The sequence below is a fragment of the Mesorhizobium sp. RCAM 05099 genome, assembly GCF_059683685.1.
This window is the reverse complement of sequence record NZ_CM185035.1, coordinates 3,508,744-3,525,835: the sequence shown is the minus strand read 5'-3', so window position 1 is coordinate 3,525,835 and position 17,092 is coordinate 3,508,744. Positions and strand designations below refer to the sequence as shown.

At 62.6% G+C, this 17,092-nt stretch carries 14 protein-coding genes and 2 pseudogenes; 5 read left to right on the top strand and 11 right to left on the bottom strand.

What is annotated here, in order from left to right; translation table 11 throughout:
• Nucleotides 1–46: 46 nt before the first annotated feature.
• Nucleotides 47–766: a DNA-3-methyladenine glycosylase I gene (locus tag AC56QQ_RS17275; RefSeq protein WP_497122781.1), complete on the bottom strand. Its 720-nt coding sequence runs from the start codon at nt 764–766 to the stop codon at nt 47–49.
• Between the two features lie 94 nt (nt 767–860).
• Between AC56QQ_RS17275 and AC56QQ_RS17270 the strand changes: the two genes are divergently transcribed.
• Both AC56QQ_RS17270 and AC56QQ_RS17265 read left to right on the top strand, forming a co-directional pair.
• Entirely contained in the window at nt 861–1,424 is a 564-nt protein-coding gene (locus tag AC56QQ_RS17270; RefSeq protein ID WP_497122780.1) for a DUF1003 domain-containing protein, read from the top strand.
• Nucleotides 1,421–2,008, top strand: a complete 588-nt coding sequence (locus tag AC56QQ_RS17265) for a DedA family protein (RefSeq protein ID WP_497122779.1) — start codon at nt 1,421–1,423, stop codon at nt 2,006–2,008. Before AC56QQ_RS17270 ends, AC56QQ_RS17265 begins: the two co-directional genes overlap by 4 nt.
• Before the next feature lie 3 nt (nt 2,009–2,011).
• Here the strand turns inward: AC56QQ_RS17265 and AC56QQ_RS17260 are convergent, their stop codons facing one another.
• Together AC56QQ_RS17260 and AC56QQ_RS17255 are read right to left on the bottom strand one after the other, a co-directional pair.
• On the bottom strand, nt 2,012–2,599 hold the full coding sequence (locus AC56QQ_RS17260) for a hemerythrin domain-containing protein (protein WP_497122778.1): 588 nt from the start codon (nt 2,597–2,599) through the stop codon (nt 2,012–2,014).
• A 141-nt stretch (nt 2,600–2,740) separates the two neighbouring features.
• Nucleotides 2,741–4,309, bottom strand: coding sequence for a bifunctional AfsR/SARP family transcriptional regulator/alpha/beta hydrolase (locus tag AC56QQ_RS17255; RefSeq protein ID WP_497122777.1), 1,569 nt, complete (start codon nt 4,307–4,309; stop codon nt 2,741–2,743).
• 141 nt (nt 4,310–4,450) lie between these two features.
• On the opposite strand from AC56QQ_RS17255, the pseudogene mddA reads away from it, so the two are divergent.
• Nucleotides 4,451–5,208 (top strand): annotated as a pseudogene (gene mddA, locus AC56QQ_RS17250) (methanethiol S-methyltransferase).
• Nucleotides 5,209–5,358: 150 nt separating this feature from the next.
• Here the strand turns inward: mddA and AC56QQ_RS17245 are convergent.
• Nucleotides 5,359–5,718 (bottom strand): diacylglycerol kinase, encoded by a 360-nt coding sequence (locus AC56QQ_RS17245; RefSeq protein WP_497122776.1) that lies wholly within the window; start codon nt 5,716–5,718, stop codon nt 5,359–5,361.
• Between the two features lie 81 nt (nt 5,719–5,799).
• Nucleotides 5,800–6,216, bottom strand: a complete 417-nt coding sequence (locus AC56QQ_RS17240) for a GFA family protein (protein ID WP_489861722.1) — start codon at nt 6,214–6,216, stop codon at nt 5,800–5,802.
• 405 nt (nt 6,217–6,621) lie between these two features.
• On the opposite strand from AC56QQ_RS17240, the gene AC56QQ_RS17235 reads away from it, so the two are divergent.
• Nucleotides 6,622–7,692, top strand: coding sequence for a GGDEF domain-containing protein (locus tag AC56QQ_RS17235; RefSeq protein ID WP_497122775.1), 1,071 nt, complete (start codon nt 6,622–6,624; stop codon nt 7,690–7,692).
• Between the two features lie 129 nt (nt 7,693–7,821).
• Here the strand turns inward: AC56QQ_RS17235 and AC56QQ_RS17230 are convergent, their stop codons facing one another.
• The 5 genes and pseudogenes from AC56QQ_RS17230 to AC56QQ_RS17210 form a co-directional block, all read right to left on the bottom strand.
• Entirely contained in the window at nt 7,822–9,195 is a 1,374-nt protein-coding gene (locus AC56QQ_RS17230; RefSeq protein WP_091575124.1) for a class II 3-deoxy-7-phosphoheptulonate synthase, read from the bottom strand.
• Between the two features lie 136 nt (nt 9,196–9,331).
• Complete coding sequence (locus AC56QQ_RS17225) at nt 9,332–9,760, bottom strand: DUF3995 domain-containing protein (RefSeq protein ID WP_497122774.1); 429 nt, start codon at nt 9,758–9,760, stop codon at nt 9,332–9,334.
• Nucleotides 9,761–9,762: 2 nt separating this feature from the next.
• Nucleotides 9,763–10,101, bottom strand: a complete 339-nt coding sequence (locus AC56QQ_RS17220; RefSeq protein ID WP_256750413.1) for a DUF962 domain-containing protein — start codon at nt 10,099–10,101, stop codon at nt 9,763–9,765.
• Between the two features lie 189 nt (nt 10,102–10,290).
• Entirely contained in the window at nt 10,291–13,788 is a 3,498-nt protein-coding gene (mfd, locus tag AC56QQ_RS17215) for a transcription-repair coupling factor (protein WP_497122773.1), read from the bottom strand.
• A 13-nt stretch (nt 13,789–13,801) separates the two neighbouring features.
• Nucleotides 13,802–14,103: pseudogene (locus AC56QQ_RS17210) on the bottom strand (FAD assembly factor SdhE).
• A 92-nt stretch (nt 14,104–14,195) separates the two neighbouring features.
• Between AC56QQ_RS17210 and recG the strand changes: the two are divergent.
• Nucleotides 14,196–16,304 (top strand): ATP-dependent DNA helicase RecG, encoded by a 2,109-nt coding sequence (gene recG / locus AC56QQ_RS17205; protein ID WP_497128851.1) that lies wholly within the window; start codon nt 14,196–14,198, stop codon nt 16,302–16,304.
• On the opposite strand, the gene AC56QQ_RS17200 is transcribed toward recG, so the two are convergent.
• On the bottom strand, nt 16,256–17,014 hold the full coding sequence (locus AC56QQ_RS17200) for a DUF502 domain-containing protein (protein ID WP_497128849.1): 759 nt from the start codon (nt 17,012–17,014) through the stop codon (nt 16,256–16,258). The genes recG and AC56QQ_RS17200 overlap by 49 nt on opposite strands.
• Between the last annotated feature and the right edge of the window lie 78 nt (nt 17,015–17,092).

Here is a 17,092-nt window from a genome sequence, read left to right as displayed (position 1 = left end):
GTCTTGAGCGATCGATGGATTTCGATCGCGCCTGGGCGACTGCCGATCAGTCCTGGTCACCCATGTATTCGCGCAAGGCTTGCGGCGAGTTGTTCTCGCCGATCGACATCGCCAGGATGCGCGAAATATGCCGGCGCGGCAGGCCCGTCTCCGCGGCCCAAGTGTTGATCTGCACCTGGATCTTGTCGAGATCCTTCTTCGAGGCCGGGCTCTCGGCGATGTCGAGGCCCGCGTCGCGCAGCGCCGCTGCCATATCGCCTGAAATCACGAAGGCGTCCCAGCCCAGCCAGCGCAGAAGATACTGCCCGGTGTTGCCGCCGAGCCGGCTGCCATGCTTGCCGAGATAGGCCATCAGTCCGACCTGGTCGCCGGCCGGCCAGTTGGCCAGGAATTTGCCGAAGCTGCCATGCTCCTTCGATACGCGCTCGACGAAGGCGGCGTTGTCACGCACGGACTTGATCTTCTGGGGATTGCGAACGATGCGCTTGTCAGCCGTCAGATCGTGCCAGAAATCATCGGGCTGGAACAAAAGCCGCTTCGGCTCGAAGTGAAGAAAAGCCTCCTCGAAGCCCGGCCATTTCTGTTCGATGACGCGCCAGACGAAACCGGCGGCAAAGACGCGCTCGGCCATCGTCGACAAAATGCGGTCGTCCGTGATGTCGGCCACGGCGGCATTGTCGGGCACCGGTCCCAGCAGCGACGAAAGCTCCGCCTCGCCGCCCTTGCGTTTGGCCGCACGAGCGCGGATTTTGGCGAAATCTGGCATTCTGCTCCCATCTCCACGTCGTGCTTTTGACGACCCGGCATCTTCCTATATGGAAACCAGGCTGCCAAGCCGATGCTTTTGTACGGAGACATCCATGAACAAGACCGTGCCCGAACTGGCCAACCGCTGGCTGAGGCGAAACCCGGAGAACCTGAGCGAACTTGAGAGGCGGGTGCTGCAGAGTACCGTCGACCGCAAGCCCATCTCCCAGGACATCAACAACAGCCTTGCCGGCATTCAGGATGCAGGCGACCGTATCGCCGACGCCATCGCCCGTATTGGCGGCTCGTGGGCGTTCATCCTGTCCTTCATCGCCTTCCTGATCCTCTGGATCGGTGCCAATTGGTGGCTGCTGGGGCGAGATTCGTTCGACCCTTACCCCTTCATCTTCCTCAATCTCGTCCTCTCGATGATCGCTGCCTTGCAAGCGCCGGTGATCATGATGTCGCAGAACCGTCAGGCCGCGCGCGACCGCATCGACGCCGCCCATGATTACGAGGTCAATCTCAAGGCCGAAATCGAGATCATGGCGCTGCACGAAAAACTGGACGAGTTGCGCCACAGCCAGATCATCGGCATGCGCGACGAGATCGCGCAGATAGCCGAACGGCTGAAGTGGATCGACGAACGGCTCACGCCCCAGACGCAGCCCTCATGACGGACGCGATCCATCATTTCATCGAACAGTATGGGCTGTTTGCCGTCTTTTTCGGCTGCGTCGCGGAGGGTGAAAGTGCTGCTATCCTCGGCGGCTTCTTCGCGCACCAACAGGTCTTCGTGCTGTGGCACGCCTTCGTCGCGGCCGCCCTCGGCGCGTTTGTCGGCGACACCTTCTTCTTCATCCTGGGACGAAGCTTTGCCGACCATCGCTACGTCGTCGGATTGCGCAAGCGGCCCGGTTTCCGTCGCGCCTTTCGCCTGCTCAACACCCATCCCAACATTTTCGTGCTGTCGAACCGCTATGTCTACGGCATGCGCCTTGTCGGCGGCATAGCAGCGGGGCTGTCGCGCATCACGGTGCAGCGTTTCGTTATGCTCAACGCGCTTTCATCGATCATCTGGGCGGTCCTGTTCGGCACCATCGGCTATGTTTTCGGGCTGGGCGCCGAACACATTGTCGGACAGGCCCTGGCCCACCATGAACGGTTGCTGATCGCGCTTGCCATTGGCTTGACGGTTGCGCTCGCTGCTTGGTTCGTCGCCCACCATGGCGCGAGGAAACAACGCGCCAGGGAGAGTTGATCGTCAGTCTATGCCAAGCGCCCGATCGCCCCGATCGAGGATCAGTGGGATGATCAGGTCTTCCTCGTCGGCAAGATGCCGGGTCAGCATGGCGATCAGCCGGTTGTTTTCGTCGGCGTAGGCGTCGGCGGCGAAGCGCTGTCTGTCCTCGCTCTCCTGAAGCGTCTTGATAAAGGCGTTGGCTGCCTCGGCATTGCGCTCCAGCCCCTCATGGATGGTGTGGTGATCGGCATCGAGAATCTCGAAACCGCGCTTAAGGCGCGTCTCCGCTTGGGCGAAGACCGGAAAATAATGATGATCCTCGACATTGTGGTGGCCGTCGAGATGGCCGAGAAAATGATTGAGGCGCGGCGCGAACCAACGCGCGAAGTCGGGCGCCGTCAGCCTGCCTTCGCGATAGTCGCTAATGCCGTTGGTCAGCATGCCGCCGAGTTCGCGGAACATGTCGTGCCGCTGCAGCCACATGGTGGCGACGCCATGGATGTTGGCATGGCCCTGCCAGTTTTCACGCGGATATTTTTCGGCCAGCCAGCGCAGATCGTCCGGCAGCCGCACCCGTTCAAGCAACAGAAAATTGGCGGCTTCGCTCATGACAGTCTCCTTTGGTGACCGTCATGTAGGGATCGAAAGGCTGGAAGGCTATAGCAGACTCATCATCGCCGGAGACGACGCGTCGTGACGCCCGGTCGGCGGCCAGTGCTCCGGATAGATGCCTGAGCCGCCGGGCTGACCTCACCGCCTTGGCCTCCTGTCGCCCGGCAGAGCGTTGACGAACCGCTTGATTGCCTCGAGCACCGGTTGCTGAGCGCCCGCAAAGAACCAATGATCATTGCCGTCGAGCTCAACGAATTGAGCGCCGGCGATTTGGCTTGCCATATCGCGGCCCGCCGCAATACGCACGGCCCGGTCATCCCGGCGGTGCATCACCAGCGTGGGCACGGAAACGCGTGGCAGGAGGTGTCTCACGTCGGTGTCGCGTAGCGCCTCCAGCACGGCTCCAATGCCGCCTGGACTGGAGGCCGCGCGCAACAGCCCGGCCCACCAGGCCCTCGCTTGGGGATCACGCGAAAGGCTCGGCCCGAAGGTCTCGATCCCGGCAGGGCCACCCCATTCGGTGACGAGTTGCTGGCGCCAGGCGTCATATTGGCTTGCCCGCAACGCGTGCGGAAAGTCCGGCGCCCAGCAGCCCTTGGCCAATGAGCCGAACAGAATGAGGCCAGCCACGAGGTGGGATTGATCGGCCGCGAACTTGATGCATGCCGGCCCACATTCCGACGCCCCGAACAGGACGACCCGACGCGCGTGCGCCGCCCGCAGGACGGTGCCGATATCCTCGGCCGTGACTTCGACGCTCGGAGCCGATCCGACCCGGTCCGACAGCCCGATCCCGCGGCGATCGAACAAGATCAGCCGCCCAAGCGTCATCAATGAAAGCAGAAATGCCCGGCACGAGGGAAGCTCCCAAAGCCGTTCCACATGCGACACGAAGCCGGGCATGATCAGGATATCAAGCTCGCCGCTTCCGTATGTCTGATACGCCAAGTGTATGCCGGCGCCCTTTGCATAGAGTGTCGTCGGAACAGCATGGGCCGGCGGCGCCGTGGTGGGCTCCATGAGCGCTTCGGTTGCGGCTTCGGGCGCAATCCCAAGCTCGTCACGCAGTCGCTGTCTCAGTGCCGCGTGGTGTCGTTCCGCCGAACTTCGATCGCCGGCAAGCAGCAGGCTGCGGATCAAATGCCGGCCATACACCTCGCTCAGCGGATCGAGCTCGACAAGGCGTCCCGCGTGCGCCGCCGCGGCAAAATGTTCACCGGCGGCATTGTTGTCGTGCACGAGGCGTTCAAGCGCATGCATCAGCCGCCCCCTGAGCGCCTCGCGGCGATAGAACGCCCAATCGTCGAACTCGGGACAATCGTGCAGAGAGAAGCCCGCGAGGAAGTCACCCCGATAGCGCAGGCAGGCTTCCTCGAAAGCGCCTCCGTCGCAGGCGCTCTCGAACAGATGCGAGTCAACTTTCAGTTCGACCGCCGCAGACCATCGCACGCTGGTGCGGTCGGTCTCGAAAACATGCCGCCCGAGCGCAAGCTCGATACGATGAAGCATGCGCCGCAATCGCGCGCGGGCGGTCTCTGGGGGACTTTCGGGCCATAGCAGCGTGGCCATGACCTCTCGTGCAACAGCGCCCCGGGCCTCCGCGAGATAGACCAGCAGTGCAAGACCCTTGCGCAGGTTCAGCTTGATCGGACGGTCGTCACCGTGGATCTCCGGGAACCCGAATGTCTGAAGCGAGAACCCAGTCATGAAATCTCCCGTTGCCTGTCGGCACCCCAGGGGACGCGCAGGGGACGGTCCATGGATAACAGTCAGGCCTGATCGAGCCGGCTCGCTATCGCAGGCTCCTGCATGCGGCACCGCTGGCGCCGGCACAATAGGGAAACAATCATGTTCGCACGCCTCCTGATCCTATTCTACGCCATCCTGAGCTATGCCGTATTCCTTGTTTCATTTCTCTATGCGCTCGGTTTCGTCGGCAACTATCTCATACCCAAGTCGATAGACGTCGGCGGCCCGACGAATGTGAGCGAGGCCATCGTCATCGACCTGCTGCTGCTCGGTCTATTCGCAGCTCAGCACAGCATTATGGCGCGCCCGGCCTTCAAACGATGGTCGGCCACGATCTTTCCGGTGGCCTGCCAGCGCAGCACCTACGTGCTGCTCTCCAGCCTGATCCTTCTGCTGCTGTTCTGGCAGTGGCGGCCGATCCCGATACAGATCTGGCAGATCGACGGAATTGCGGCCTGGTTCCTGATCGGCGTCTACTGGCTCGGCTGGTCGATCGTGCTGGCCTCAACCTTCATGATCGATCATTTCGATCTATCCGGCCTGCGCCAGGCTTTCTTCGCGCTGCGCGGGGCCGAGATGCCCGGTCAAACGTTCAAGACGCCGCTGCTCTACAAAATCGTGCGGCATCCGCTCATGCTGGGCTTTCTGCTCGCGTTCTGGGCCGCGCCCGAGATGACCGCCGGCCATTTGCTGTCGCGATCATGACCACAGCCTACATCCTGGTCGGCCTGCAATTCGAGGAGCGGGATCTGATCGCCGAGTTCGGCGCGACCTACCTGCGTTATCGCCGGCACGTTCCCATGCTTGTGCCGCTCCCGGGCCGCAAGTTCGCCGATCCGAAGGACGCCGACGTCTAGGGTCTGGACCGCTAATATGATCGAAATGGCGCGTGAAATGGGAAAAAGATGCGAGGAGAATCGCGAAGGTCGGGGTCTTCCTGCGCCTTCGCTCCGCGTATCCGAACAGATGGCCTCACACCATTTCGATCATATTAGCGGGTCCAGACCCTAGATCGGCAGGCCCATGATCCGCTCGATGATGGCGATGCCCCAGACGCCGGCAACGATCAGCACCGAAATCAGCACCGCCAGCGAACCGCAATCCTTGGCCAGCTGGATGTCGACATTGAACTCGCGGCTGAAGGCGTCGCAGGCCGCTTCGATGCCGGTGTTCAGCACCTCGACCATGATCAGCAACAGCACCGCGCCGATGAGCAGTGCATAGCCGCGCCACGAGATCGAAACAAACCAGCCGAGCGGCAAGGCGAGCGCAAGCAGCATCAGCTCCTGCTGAAAAGCCTTCTCGCTGACGGCCAGCTTGCGAAACGCCCGCACCGAATTGAAAAGAGCGTCGATCAGCCGCTGCATGCCAAACCCCTTTCCGAATCACCGGCACGGGATAATGCAATGGCTGGCCAGATCAATGGAATAAGGCGACTTGTCCAAGATTCATTCGGCGACCGGTATGGCAGGCGTCGACTTTTCAAACTGCGGCAGACCGTCATCGATCGAATAATAGTCGCCCTTGTCGCCGACGAAGATATGGCATTCGCCCTGCAGGCCGGTCGGCCTGTCGAACGATCCAGCCATGATCGAGATGTAATCCTGGTCGCGCGGCTTCCAGAACAGCAGCGATCCGCATGCCTTGCAAAAACCGCGCCTGGCGAAGGCAGACGCCTCGTACCAGGTGATGCTTTCCGCACCTTCGACCACGATGTTGGCGTCGGCAACATTGGTCGCGGCATAGAAATGTCCGCTCTGCTTCCTGCATTGCGAGCAATGGCAATAGACGACGCCGCGTAGCGCTCCGCGCGTCCTGAAGCGAACCGCTCCGCACAGACACGATCCCCGGTGACTGTCACTCACTTCGATCCCTCCTTGAAGAAACTCTGCCTGGCATCGGCGCCAGGATTCCAGCTTTATGGCCGTCGCACGCGAGCAAATGCGACATGCACTGGTATGGCAAATCCGAAATTCGGTTCAATGACGGAACAGCTTCGAATTCAAGGACACCAGACTGGCATTGTCCCAGATTGTTGATGCGCGGGTTAGAGCTTCTACAGCCACAGGTAGGGAAAAACCGGTGCGATCCCTGTCAATTAAGGAAACTTTAGCGCCGCCGCATTTATGGTCGCGGCAAGTGAAGGTCGTGGGTGGGGACGCGTCTCTTCGCAAATTGTTCTGGGCTGTCGGGTGGCATTCCCCTGGTCGGCGACAATTGGAACCCCGGAAATTTCCGCGGCGGGCTCCGAGGGGAAGAGTGAATCGAAGATGCAGCCGGCAGCAATCCAGACCGAACGAAGCACCGACATCGCAGCCACGGTTGTCGCCACGATGCGCCAGCTGGGCGTGCTCGGACTGCCGCGCAACTATGAGATCTTCTACGAGGCGCTGAGCGGCACCAATCGCGAACTTAGCCTCGCCGTCGTTTCGCTGAGCGAGCGGCCGACACAGGACGAGCTTGACCAGATCGGGCGCGCCTTCTTTGCACATAACCATGGGCCCAGCATCGTCGAGCATGCGCGAGACGTCATCGCCAAGGAGCTCGAGGACGTGGCGCTGCTGCTGAGAAGCGAACGCAGCCACATCGAGAAATACGGCAGGATCCTCGATGAAACATCGAGCGGATTGAGCAGCCGCAGCCTTCTCTCCCAGGATCTTCTGCACAAGATCGCCAACGCCATGGCAATTGCCACCAATTCGACGATCGACCACGGCAGGCAGGTCGCCTCGACGCTCAGCGACAAGACCGCCGAACTCGAGAGCGTCAAGTCGAAGCTCGAGGAATACAAGCGGCTGGCCGATACCGATCCCTTGACCCACATCTGGAATCGCCGCGCTTTCGACAAGGCAATCACCAGGATCTACAACAGCAACAAGGGCATCCTGTTCAACGCGTTGATCCTTGCCGACATCGATCGTTTCAAGGACATCAATGACCGCTATGGCCACCCGGTTGGCGACAAGATCATCCAGATCATCGCCGACATTCTCCAGACCAGCATCCGTGGCGACATGTTCGTCGCCCGCACCGGCGGCGAGGAGTTCGCGCTGATCATCGAGGGCGCCAGCGAGGACGCCACCTACGAGATCGCGGAGCGCATTCGCGCACTGATCGAGCAGACGCCGTTCACCAGCAGCCAGACCGGCACGAACTACGGCACCGTCACTGTCTCGATGGGTATCTGCATGGCATCCGAAGCCGATGGTCCCGAAGACCTCTATACCAAGGCCGACCGGGCGCTTTATCGCTCCAAGGTCAGCGGCCGCAACCGCGTCACCAAGCACTCGACGATGGCCAGCCGTGCCAGCAAGAGCTGGCTGCTCTACAAGAAGGACTGATACCTTCGGTCTTTGCCGATCCCCGTCCCGTCGGCCCGCGCCGGGAGCGCGGGTGCTGAGCTGAAAAGAGAAAAGGCGCCGGATTTGTCAGGCGCCTCGTTCATGGGTTCATTCGGATCGCGGCGAAAATCAGCCGTTGACCGCCTGCTTGTGCTGGACCGGATGGCTCTTCTTGAGCAGGTCCGAGACCAGGAAGGCCAGTTCGATCGCCTGGTCGGCATTGAGGCGCGGGTCGCAATGCGTGTGGTAGCGATCCTGCAGCTCTTCGGCCGTGATGGCGCGCGCGCCACCGGTGCATTCGGTGACATTCTTGCCGGTCATTTCGACATGGATGCCGCCCGGATGGGTACCTTCGGCGCGATGCACCTCGAAGAAGGTCTGCACTTCCTTCAGGATGCGGTCGAACGGCCGCGTCTTGTAGCCGGCGGCCTCGATGGTGTTGCCATGCATCGGGTCCGACGACCAGACCACGCTGCGCCCTTCCTTCTTCACCGCGCGCACCAGCTTCGGCAGATAGTCGGCGACCTTGTCGGAACCGAAGCGCGCGATCAGCGTCAGCCGACCGGGTTCGTTCTCCGGATTGAGCAGGTCGATCAGTTCCAGCAGGCCGTCCGGCGTCAGCGACGGACCGCATTTCAGGCCGAGCGGGTTCTTGATGCCGCGGCAGTATTCGACATGGGCATGGTCGGGCTGGCGCGTGCGGTCGCCGATCCAGATCATGTGGCCTGACGTCGCGTACCAGTCGCCGGAGGTCGAATCGACGCGGGTCAGCGCCTCCTCATAGCCGAGCAGCAGTGCCTCGTGGCTGGTGTAGAAATCGGTCTCGCGCAGCGCGTAGTTGGTTTCCGAGGTGATGCCGACGGCCTTCATGAAGTCCATCGTCTCGGTGATGCGGTTGGCGAGCGACTCGTATTTCTCGCCCTGCGGGCTGTCGGACACGAAGCCGAGCATCCAGCGATGCACATTCTCCAGGCTGGCATAGCCACCCTGCGCGAAGGCGCGCAAAAGGTTGAGCGTCGCCGCCGACTGACGGTACGCCATCTCCTGCCGTGCAGGATCGGGAATGCGCGACTTGGCGTCGAACTCGATGCCGTTGATGATGTCGCCGCGATAGCTCGGCAGCGTCACGCCGCCCTTGGTCTCGTTGTCGGACGAGCGCGGCTTGGCGAACTGGCCGGCAACGCGACCAACCTTCACCACCGGCTGTGCGCCGGCAAAGGTCAGCACCACCGACATCTGCAGGAAGACGCGGAAGAAGTCGCGGATGTTGTCCGCGCCATGCTCGGCAAAACTCTCGGCGCAGTCGCCGCCCTGGAGAAGGAAGGCGTCACCGGCGGCCACAGCCGCGAGCTGCTTCTTCAGCTTGCGGGCCTCACCTGCAAAAACGAGCGGCGGAAAGGTGGCGAGTTGCGCTTCCGTGTTCTTCAGCGCGGCAAGATCCGGATAGGCAGGAACCTGCTTGATCGGCTTTGCTCTCCACGAATTCGGCGACCATTTCGTCATCGCTGCACCCAACGCTCTTTCCAGCGGCCTAGACTCCGCCATTCCCGGCCCCATACGGGGGGTCGCGGCTCCATACACGAAGCCGATTTCCTATTCTAGACCGGAATTTCAGCGCTGGCGAATGATGGTCGGCAGGTCATTGCATGTGGTCGGTCAGCCCCAGATAGAAAAGGCCCATCCCCAAAACCAGGCACGAAGGGCTGAAAAGCAATGTGTCATAGCTGGCGAAGCGTGTTGTCCTGACCTTCTTGAACAGGCCGACATATCTCGACCAACTCAACGCTCGCGCGCTGAAGACGACCGCCCAAAACAGCACAGCTGCCTTCAGCCATTCTTGCGGCACCGGCAAATGGATCACGCCGACGAGGCCAAGAACGAGCAGCAGCACCAGCGCCAGTATCAGCCCCACTATTGTGGCGCCGAAGGCCGTTGCCTTCATGGCCGTGCTGCCATCTTCGCGCTGCGGGAGCGAAACGCCAACGCCGATGTGACCGCCGAGACCCCAATAGAGATGAAAGACGGCTGCGAACAGCAGAATGGCCGAGCAGAGAGCGACGACCGCCATTGTCATGCTTGTCGGGCGGCCTCGTTCACTCGCCTAAGGTGGCGGCCAAGGCCTCCAGTCAGGTCGAGTGCAAGCATACGGAGTAGCGCGATGGCGCTCCACAGGGGGCGATCCGCGAAGGGCTTGTTGCTGTTGTGCTCGAGCAAAGGATGGGTAAACAGAGCAGCAAGGTAGAAGATGGGAATGATGACGAGGAAGGCCCACCAGACGACAAGAAATGACGCCGCGACCCCGGCGATCGGCGCGAAGAACAGGCCGAGATAGTGGATAAACCGGGTCGAAGGTTTCGAATGGCCAGCGAGATAGCCGAGCCAGTATTCATCGAAGGTTTGCGGGTTCATGGATTTCCCCCTTCAGCGATGAGTTGCAAGACCATCTGACCCTTGGGCCAAAATACTTCAATTGCCCCAATCGTCGCACATCTCCCCCCACAGAGAGCGCCTGACCCCTGCGCTTCAGTTACTTTTCCCTTTCAACAAATCACAGGCGGCTGAAGGCACCTTTCCCGTCGAAAGGTGCCAGCCATGATACTACGCGGCCTTCTCCACCAAGCGCGACAGCTGTGTCATCACCACAGCCGAACCCGCCAGGCGCTTCTCGGCCGTTGGCCAGTCGCGCACGAACACGACGCTGTGGTCCGGCCTGATCTTGGCCAATGACCCCTGCTCGCCGATGAACTGGACCAAACCGACCGGGTTGGGGAACTCGCGCTTGCGGAAATGGATGACGACGCCCTTCGGCCCGGCGTCGAGCTTCTCGACATTGGCTTTGCGGCAGAGCGCCTTGATGAAGACGATCTTGAGCAGATGCTTCACCTCCTCCGGCAGCGGGCCGAACCGGTCGATCAACTCGGCGCCGAAGGCGTCGATTTCCTCGGTGTTTTCGAGATCGCCGAGACGGCGATAGAGCGCCAGCCTGAGCTGCAGGTCCGGCACATAGCTTTCTGGGATCATGACCGCCGTGCCGACGGCGATCTGAGGCGACCAGCCGCCATCCTGGACTTCGCCGGAATCCCTTACCTCTGCAACGGCCTCTTCGAGCATCTGCTGGTAGAGTTCGAAACCGACCTCCTTGATATGGCCGGACTGTTCTTCGCCCAGCAGGTTGCCGGCACCGCGAATGTCCAGATCATGGCTGGCCAGCTGGAAGCCGGCGCCCAGCGTGTCGAGTGATTGCAGCACCTTCAGCCGCCGTTCGGCGGTGTCGGTCAGCTTGCGGTTGGCCGGCAGCGTGAACAGCGCATAGGCACGCACCTTCGAGCGGCCGACGCGGCCGCGCAACTGGTAGAGCTGTGACAGGCCGAACATGTCGGCGCGATGCACGATCAGCGTGTTGGCGGTCGGGATGTCGAGGCCGGATTCGACGATGGTCGTCGACAAGAGCACATCGTACTGGCCGTCGTAGAAGGCATTCATGATGTCGTCGAGTTCGCCGGGTGGCATCTGGCCATTGGCCACCGCCACTTTCAGTTCGGGAACGGATTCACGCAGGAAATCATGGATTTCGGCGAGATCGCTGATGCGCGGAACAACATAGAAGGAATGACCGCCGCGATAGCGTTCCCGAAGCAGCGTCTCGCGGATCACCAGCGGATCGAAGGGCGAGATGAAGGTGCGCACCGCCATGCGGTCGACCGGCGGCGTTGCGATCAGCGACAGCTCGCGCACCCCGGTCAGCGCCAGCTGCAGCGTGCGCGGGATCGGCGTCGCCGACAGCGTCAGCACATGGACATCGGTCTTCAGGTCCTTCAGCCGTTCCTTGTGCTTGACGCCAAAGTGCTGCTCCTCGTCGATGATCAGCAGGCCGAGATTCTTGAACGAGATCGAGGACCCGAGCAGCGCATGGGTGCCGACGACGATGTCGACCTGCCCTTCGGCGATACCCTTCTTGGTTTCGGCCAACTCCTTGGCGCCGACCAGCCGCGACGCCTGGGCAACGCGGATCGGCAGGCCGGAAAAGCGCTGCGAAAATGTCTTGAAATGCTGGCGCGACAAAAGCGTGGTCGGCACCACCACCGCCACCTGGAACCCTTCCATCGCCGCGATGAAGGCGGCGCGCAGCGCCACTTCGGTCTTGCCAAAGCCGACATCGCCGCAGATCAGCCGGTCCATCGGCTTGCCGGCGGCAAGGTCGTCCCGAACCGAGTCGATCGCCGTCTGCTGGTCGTCGGTTTCCTCATAGGGGAAGCGGGCAGCGAATTCGCCATAGAGGCCCTCCGCCGGCACCAGCGCAGGTGCTGCGCGCATCTGCCGTTCGGCGGCGATGCGGATCAGTTGCCCGGCCATGTCGAGCAGGCGTTTCTTCAGCCGCGCCTTGCGCGACTGCCGGGCGCCGCCGCCAAGCTTGTCCAGCGTCGCCTCGGCTGTGTCAGAACCGTAGCGCGATAGAAGCTCGATGTTCTCGACCGGCAGGAACAGCCGGTCGTCGCCGGCATAGTGGATTTCCAGGCAGTCATGCGGTGCGCCGACAGCTTCGATGGTGCGCAGGCCGATGAAGCGACCAATGCCGTGATCGGCGTGGACGACGATGTCGCCTGCCGACAGCGCCGAGGCCTCGGCAATAAAGTCCGAGGCGCGCTTCTTGCGCTTCGAGCGGCGGATCAGCCGGTCGCCGAGAATGTCCTGTTCGGCGACGACGACCAGTCTTTCGGTCTCGAAACCGGCTTCCAGTGGCAGCACGGCAAGGGCCGCCTGCCCAGGCTCAAGCCTTTCCGCCTCCGCCAGCGTGGCGACTTGCTTGAGGTTGCCGAGATGGTGCTCGGCAAGGATCTGGCCGAGCCGGTCGAGCGAGCCTTCGGTCCAGCCGGCAATGACGATCCGGCGGCGCGCCGCGCGTTCGTCGGCGATGTGCCTGACGACGACGTCGAAGACATTGACGTTCGGATCGGCGCGCTCCTCGACGAAGCTGCGGCCGTGGCGCGAGCCGGCATGAAAGACCTTTTTCGCGCCGGCATCAGGCGCGTCGAAGGGCGTGAAGTCTATCGCTTCACGCGGTCCAAGCGAGGCGATCAAGTTCTCTGGCGAGAGATAGAGCAGGTCCGGCGGCACCGGCTTGTAAGGCACGGCATCCTTCAGCGCGCCGTCGGCCTGCTTCTTGCGCGCTTCGTAATGATCGAGGATCAGCGTGTGGCGTTCGGCGAGCGCTTCATGCGCCAGATGGTCGAAGACGACAGGTGTATCGGGCAGGTAGTCGAACACGGTCTCCAGTCGCTCGTAGAAGAACGGCAACCAGTGCTCCATGCCGGCAAAGCGCCTGCCCTCGCTGACCGCCGCATAGAGCCCGTCGTCGCGCTGTGGCGCGCCAAAGGCTTCGATATAGGAGCGGCGGAAGCGACTGATGGTTTCCGGCGTCAGCGCCACTTCGCTCATCGCCTGCAGCGCCATCGACTTGCGCTGGCCGGTGGTGCGCTGGGTGGCGGCATCGAAGACGCGGATCGATTCCAGCGTGTCGCCGAAGAAATCAAGCCTGAGCGCCTCGGTCCAGCCAGGCGCGAACAGGTCAAGGATACCGCCGCGCACCGCGAATTCGCCGACGCCGCGCACGGTCGGCACCCGCTCGAAACCGGACGTCTCCAGCCGCGACACCAGTGCGTTCATGTCGATCTGGTTGCCTGGCTTGGCATGAAAAGTCTGGGCCTCGACCAGCCCGGCCGGCGGAATGCGCTGCAGCAGCGCATTGGCGGTGGTGAGGATGACGGCGCGATGTGGCTTCTTCGCCAGCGCGATCATGGCGGTCAAGGCATCGAGGCGCTTGGCGGCGGCGTCCGAGCCGGGCGAGACGCGGTCGTAGGGCAGACAGTCCCAAGCCGGCAACTCCAGCACCGGCAGGCCGGGTGCCGCGAAGGACAGCGCCTCGATGATCGCCGGCAGGCGTTGGCCGTCACGCGCCACGAACAGGACCGGCTTGTCGGGCGCGATCTCGAGTACTGCCTGCACCAGCGCGAAGGCCTCATAGCCATCGGCGACACCGTCGACTATGAACTGGCCGGCGCGCCCTTTCGGCAGGCCGATGGTGGGGATGAGGCTCATGAAATCACGTCGTTCAGAATGTTATGGAGTGGCGGAAAGCCAGGATCTTTTGCAGGACGGCACAATCAATATCCGCCGGGACCGGGTGTTCGCCGGTGACCATGGGCAGGAATTCGGTGTCGGGAATGTCGAGGAGCCTCTCATATTGGTCGATCTCCTCGCTGGTCAAGGCACCGATTTCGGCGTCGGCGAACGTGCCCAGGATCAGGTCCATCTCGCGCAGGCCGCGATGCCGGAGCGAAACAGCAGCTTGCGGCGACGGGCGTCGAGCCCCTCGCTTGCCAACCCGGCACTTGATCTCGTCGTTCCGGTCATTGTGCCGCATCCTCACTTGCTGCGGCGCATATAGCGTGGATAGAAGGTGCTGTCAGCCTTGCGCTGTGGCCGTCGCGACATAAGCTGACATCATGCGTCCTTCCCTGCTCGACCCCTTGTTCGTCCCGATCACCTCGCTTGCCGGCGTGGGGCCGAAGGTTGGCGCGCTGATCGAGAAGGTCGTCGCCGCCGATCTCGGCGATCGCGCGGCGCGTGCCGGCGACCTTCTGTTCGTGCTGCCGCACACCGTCATCGACCGTCGCAACCGTCCGGGCATTGCCGGTTCGGCCGAAGGCGCCATCGTCACGCTCGACGTGCGCATCGACCGCCATCAGCCGCCGCCGCGCGGCAACAGGTCGGTGCCATACCGGGTTTATGCCCATGACGACACCGGCGAGATCGCGCTGACCTTTTTCCATGCTCATGCCTCTTATCTTGAAAAGGCGATGCCCGAGGGTGAGCATGTCGTGATCTCCGGCCGCATGGAATGGTTCAATGGCCGCCCGACCATGGTCCATCCCGACCACATCGCGCTCGCCAGCGAGGCGGAGAACCTGCCGCTCGTCGAACCGGTCTATCCGCTCACCGCCGGGCTCTCTGGCAAGGTGCTGCGCCGGGCGATCGGCCAGGCGCTCGCGCGCCTGCCCGTATTGGCCGAATGGCAGGATGGCGCGTTCATGCGCCGACAGAGCTTTCCGGCCTTTGGCGATGCGCTCGCCCGCATCCACAATCCGGCCGACCCGATCGATGTCTCCGTGGACGGTGCCGCCTGGCGGCGCCTCGCCTACGACGAGTTGCTGGCAGGCCAGGTCTCGCTGGCGCTGGTGCGGGCCAAAGTCCGCCGCCTGTCCGGCCGCCCCTTGGTCGGCGACGGCAGTATCGTCGAGAAACTGCGCGCCGCACTCCCCTATTCGTTGACGGCCAGCCAGGAATTCGCGCTTACCGAAATCAATGCCGACCTCGGCGATCCCGAACGCATGCTGCGGCTTCTGCAAGGCGATGTCGGCTCCGGCAAGACGGTCGTCGCGCTGCTCGCCATGGCGCGCGCCGTCGAGGCCGGAGGCCAGGCAGCACTGATGGCACCGACCGAAATCCTGGCACGGCAGCATCTGGCGACGATCGCGCCTCTTGCCGCCAAGGTCGGGCTGCGGATCGCCATCCTGACCGGCCGTGAAAAAGGCCGCGAACGCACCGACACGCTGGCCGGTCTGGCGAGCGGCGAGATCGACATCGTCGTCGGCACCCACGCGCTGTTTCAGGAGACGGTGATCTTCCACGACCTGGTCCTCGCCGTCATCGACGAGCAGCATCGCTTCGGCGTTCATCAGCGGCTTGCCATCACCGCGAAGGGCGACGCGCCCGACATGCTGGTGATGACGGCCACACCCATCCCGCGCACGCTGGTGCTGACCGCCTTCGGCGACATGGATGTGTCGAAGCTGACGGAAAAGCCGGCCGGCCGCCAGCCGATCCGCACCGTCACATTGCCGCTCGAACGGCTCGACGAACTGGTCGGCCGCATGGTTGAGGCCGTCGCCGGTGGCCAGAAGATCTACTGGATCTGCCCGTTGGTCGAGGAATCCGAAGAAATCAAGCTGATGTCGGCCGAGGACCGTTTCGCTTCGCTGAAACCGCTGTTTGGCGACCGCATCGGCCTTGTTCATGGCCGCATGAAGGGTGCCGAGAAGGATGAAGCGATGCGCGCCTTCAAAGAGGGCGAGACGCGCATCCTGATCGCCACCACGGTGATCGAGGTCGGCGTCGACGTGCCTGACGCCACTGTCATGGTCATCGAACATGCCGAGCGCTTTGGCCTTGCGCAATTGCACCAGCTGCGCGGCCGTGTCGGACGCGGCATCAAGCCGTCTTCCTGTGTGCTGCTCTACAAGGACCCGCTTGGCGAGACGGCCAAGCGACGACTGTCGGTCATGCGCGAGACGGAAGATGGCTTCCTGATCGCCGAGGAGGATCTGAAGCTGCGCGGCGAAGGCGAGTTGCTGGGCACTCGCCAGTCCGGCACTCCGGGTTTCCAGGTGGCGCGCATCGAGGCGCATGCCGACCTTTTGGAGGCCGCCCGCGACGACGCAAGGCTGATCCTGTCCCGCGACCCGGAGCTGCAGTCCGATCGGGGCGCTGCGTTGCGCCTGCTGCTTTACTTGTTCGGCCGCGACGAGGCGGTGCGGCTCTTGCGTGCCGGCTGAGCCAAGGCGCCAACCGACGGGTTGGCAAGCACGCCCTCGATCGGCTCGCCATTCACGACAACCACTTTCGACTTGACCTCGGGCGCAACCAGCCCGGCAGATACGATCAGCTTGGCGCCGTCCTCGATCGTCATGTCGAGCAGCACGATGTCCGACTTCGGAACGTACATGAGAAAACCCGTCGTTGGATTGGGCGTGCAGGGCATGAACACGGCGATCAGCGGATCGCCTTCCTGATCGAGCTTCTCATTGATCTCGTTTTCCTTCTCACTGGCGACGAAGACCAAGGACCAGACGCCCTTGCGCGGATATTCCACCAACCCGACCTGGCGGAACATGTCGCCCTTGTTGGACAGCACGGTCTCGAAGATCTGCTTCAGCGAACCATAGATGCCGCGCACCAACGGCATGCGGCCAAGCAGGCGTTCGCCAAAATTGACGATGGCGCGGCCGACGATGTTGGCTGCCAGGAAGCCGATCAGCGTGATCAGGATCAGGGCGACGATCAGTCCGAATCCCGGGACAGGAAACGGCAGATAGGTGTCGGGGCTATAGCGTGCCGGAATGTACGGTTTTACCCAGGAATCGACCCAGCCGATGAACGACCAGGCGATATAGGCGGTGATCGCCAGTGGCGCGCAGACGACGAAGCCTGTGAGGAAATAGTTCCTCAGCCGGGTCATGCCGGAGGTCTTCGGAGCATCGGACATGGTTCACCGGGGCGCGCTATTGCGACGCAACATTAGTGAACCGGAAGGCGCTTTGGAACTGCGAAGTTTTTAAAGGCG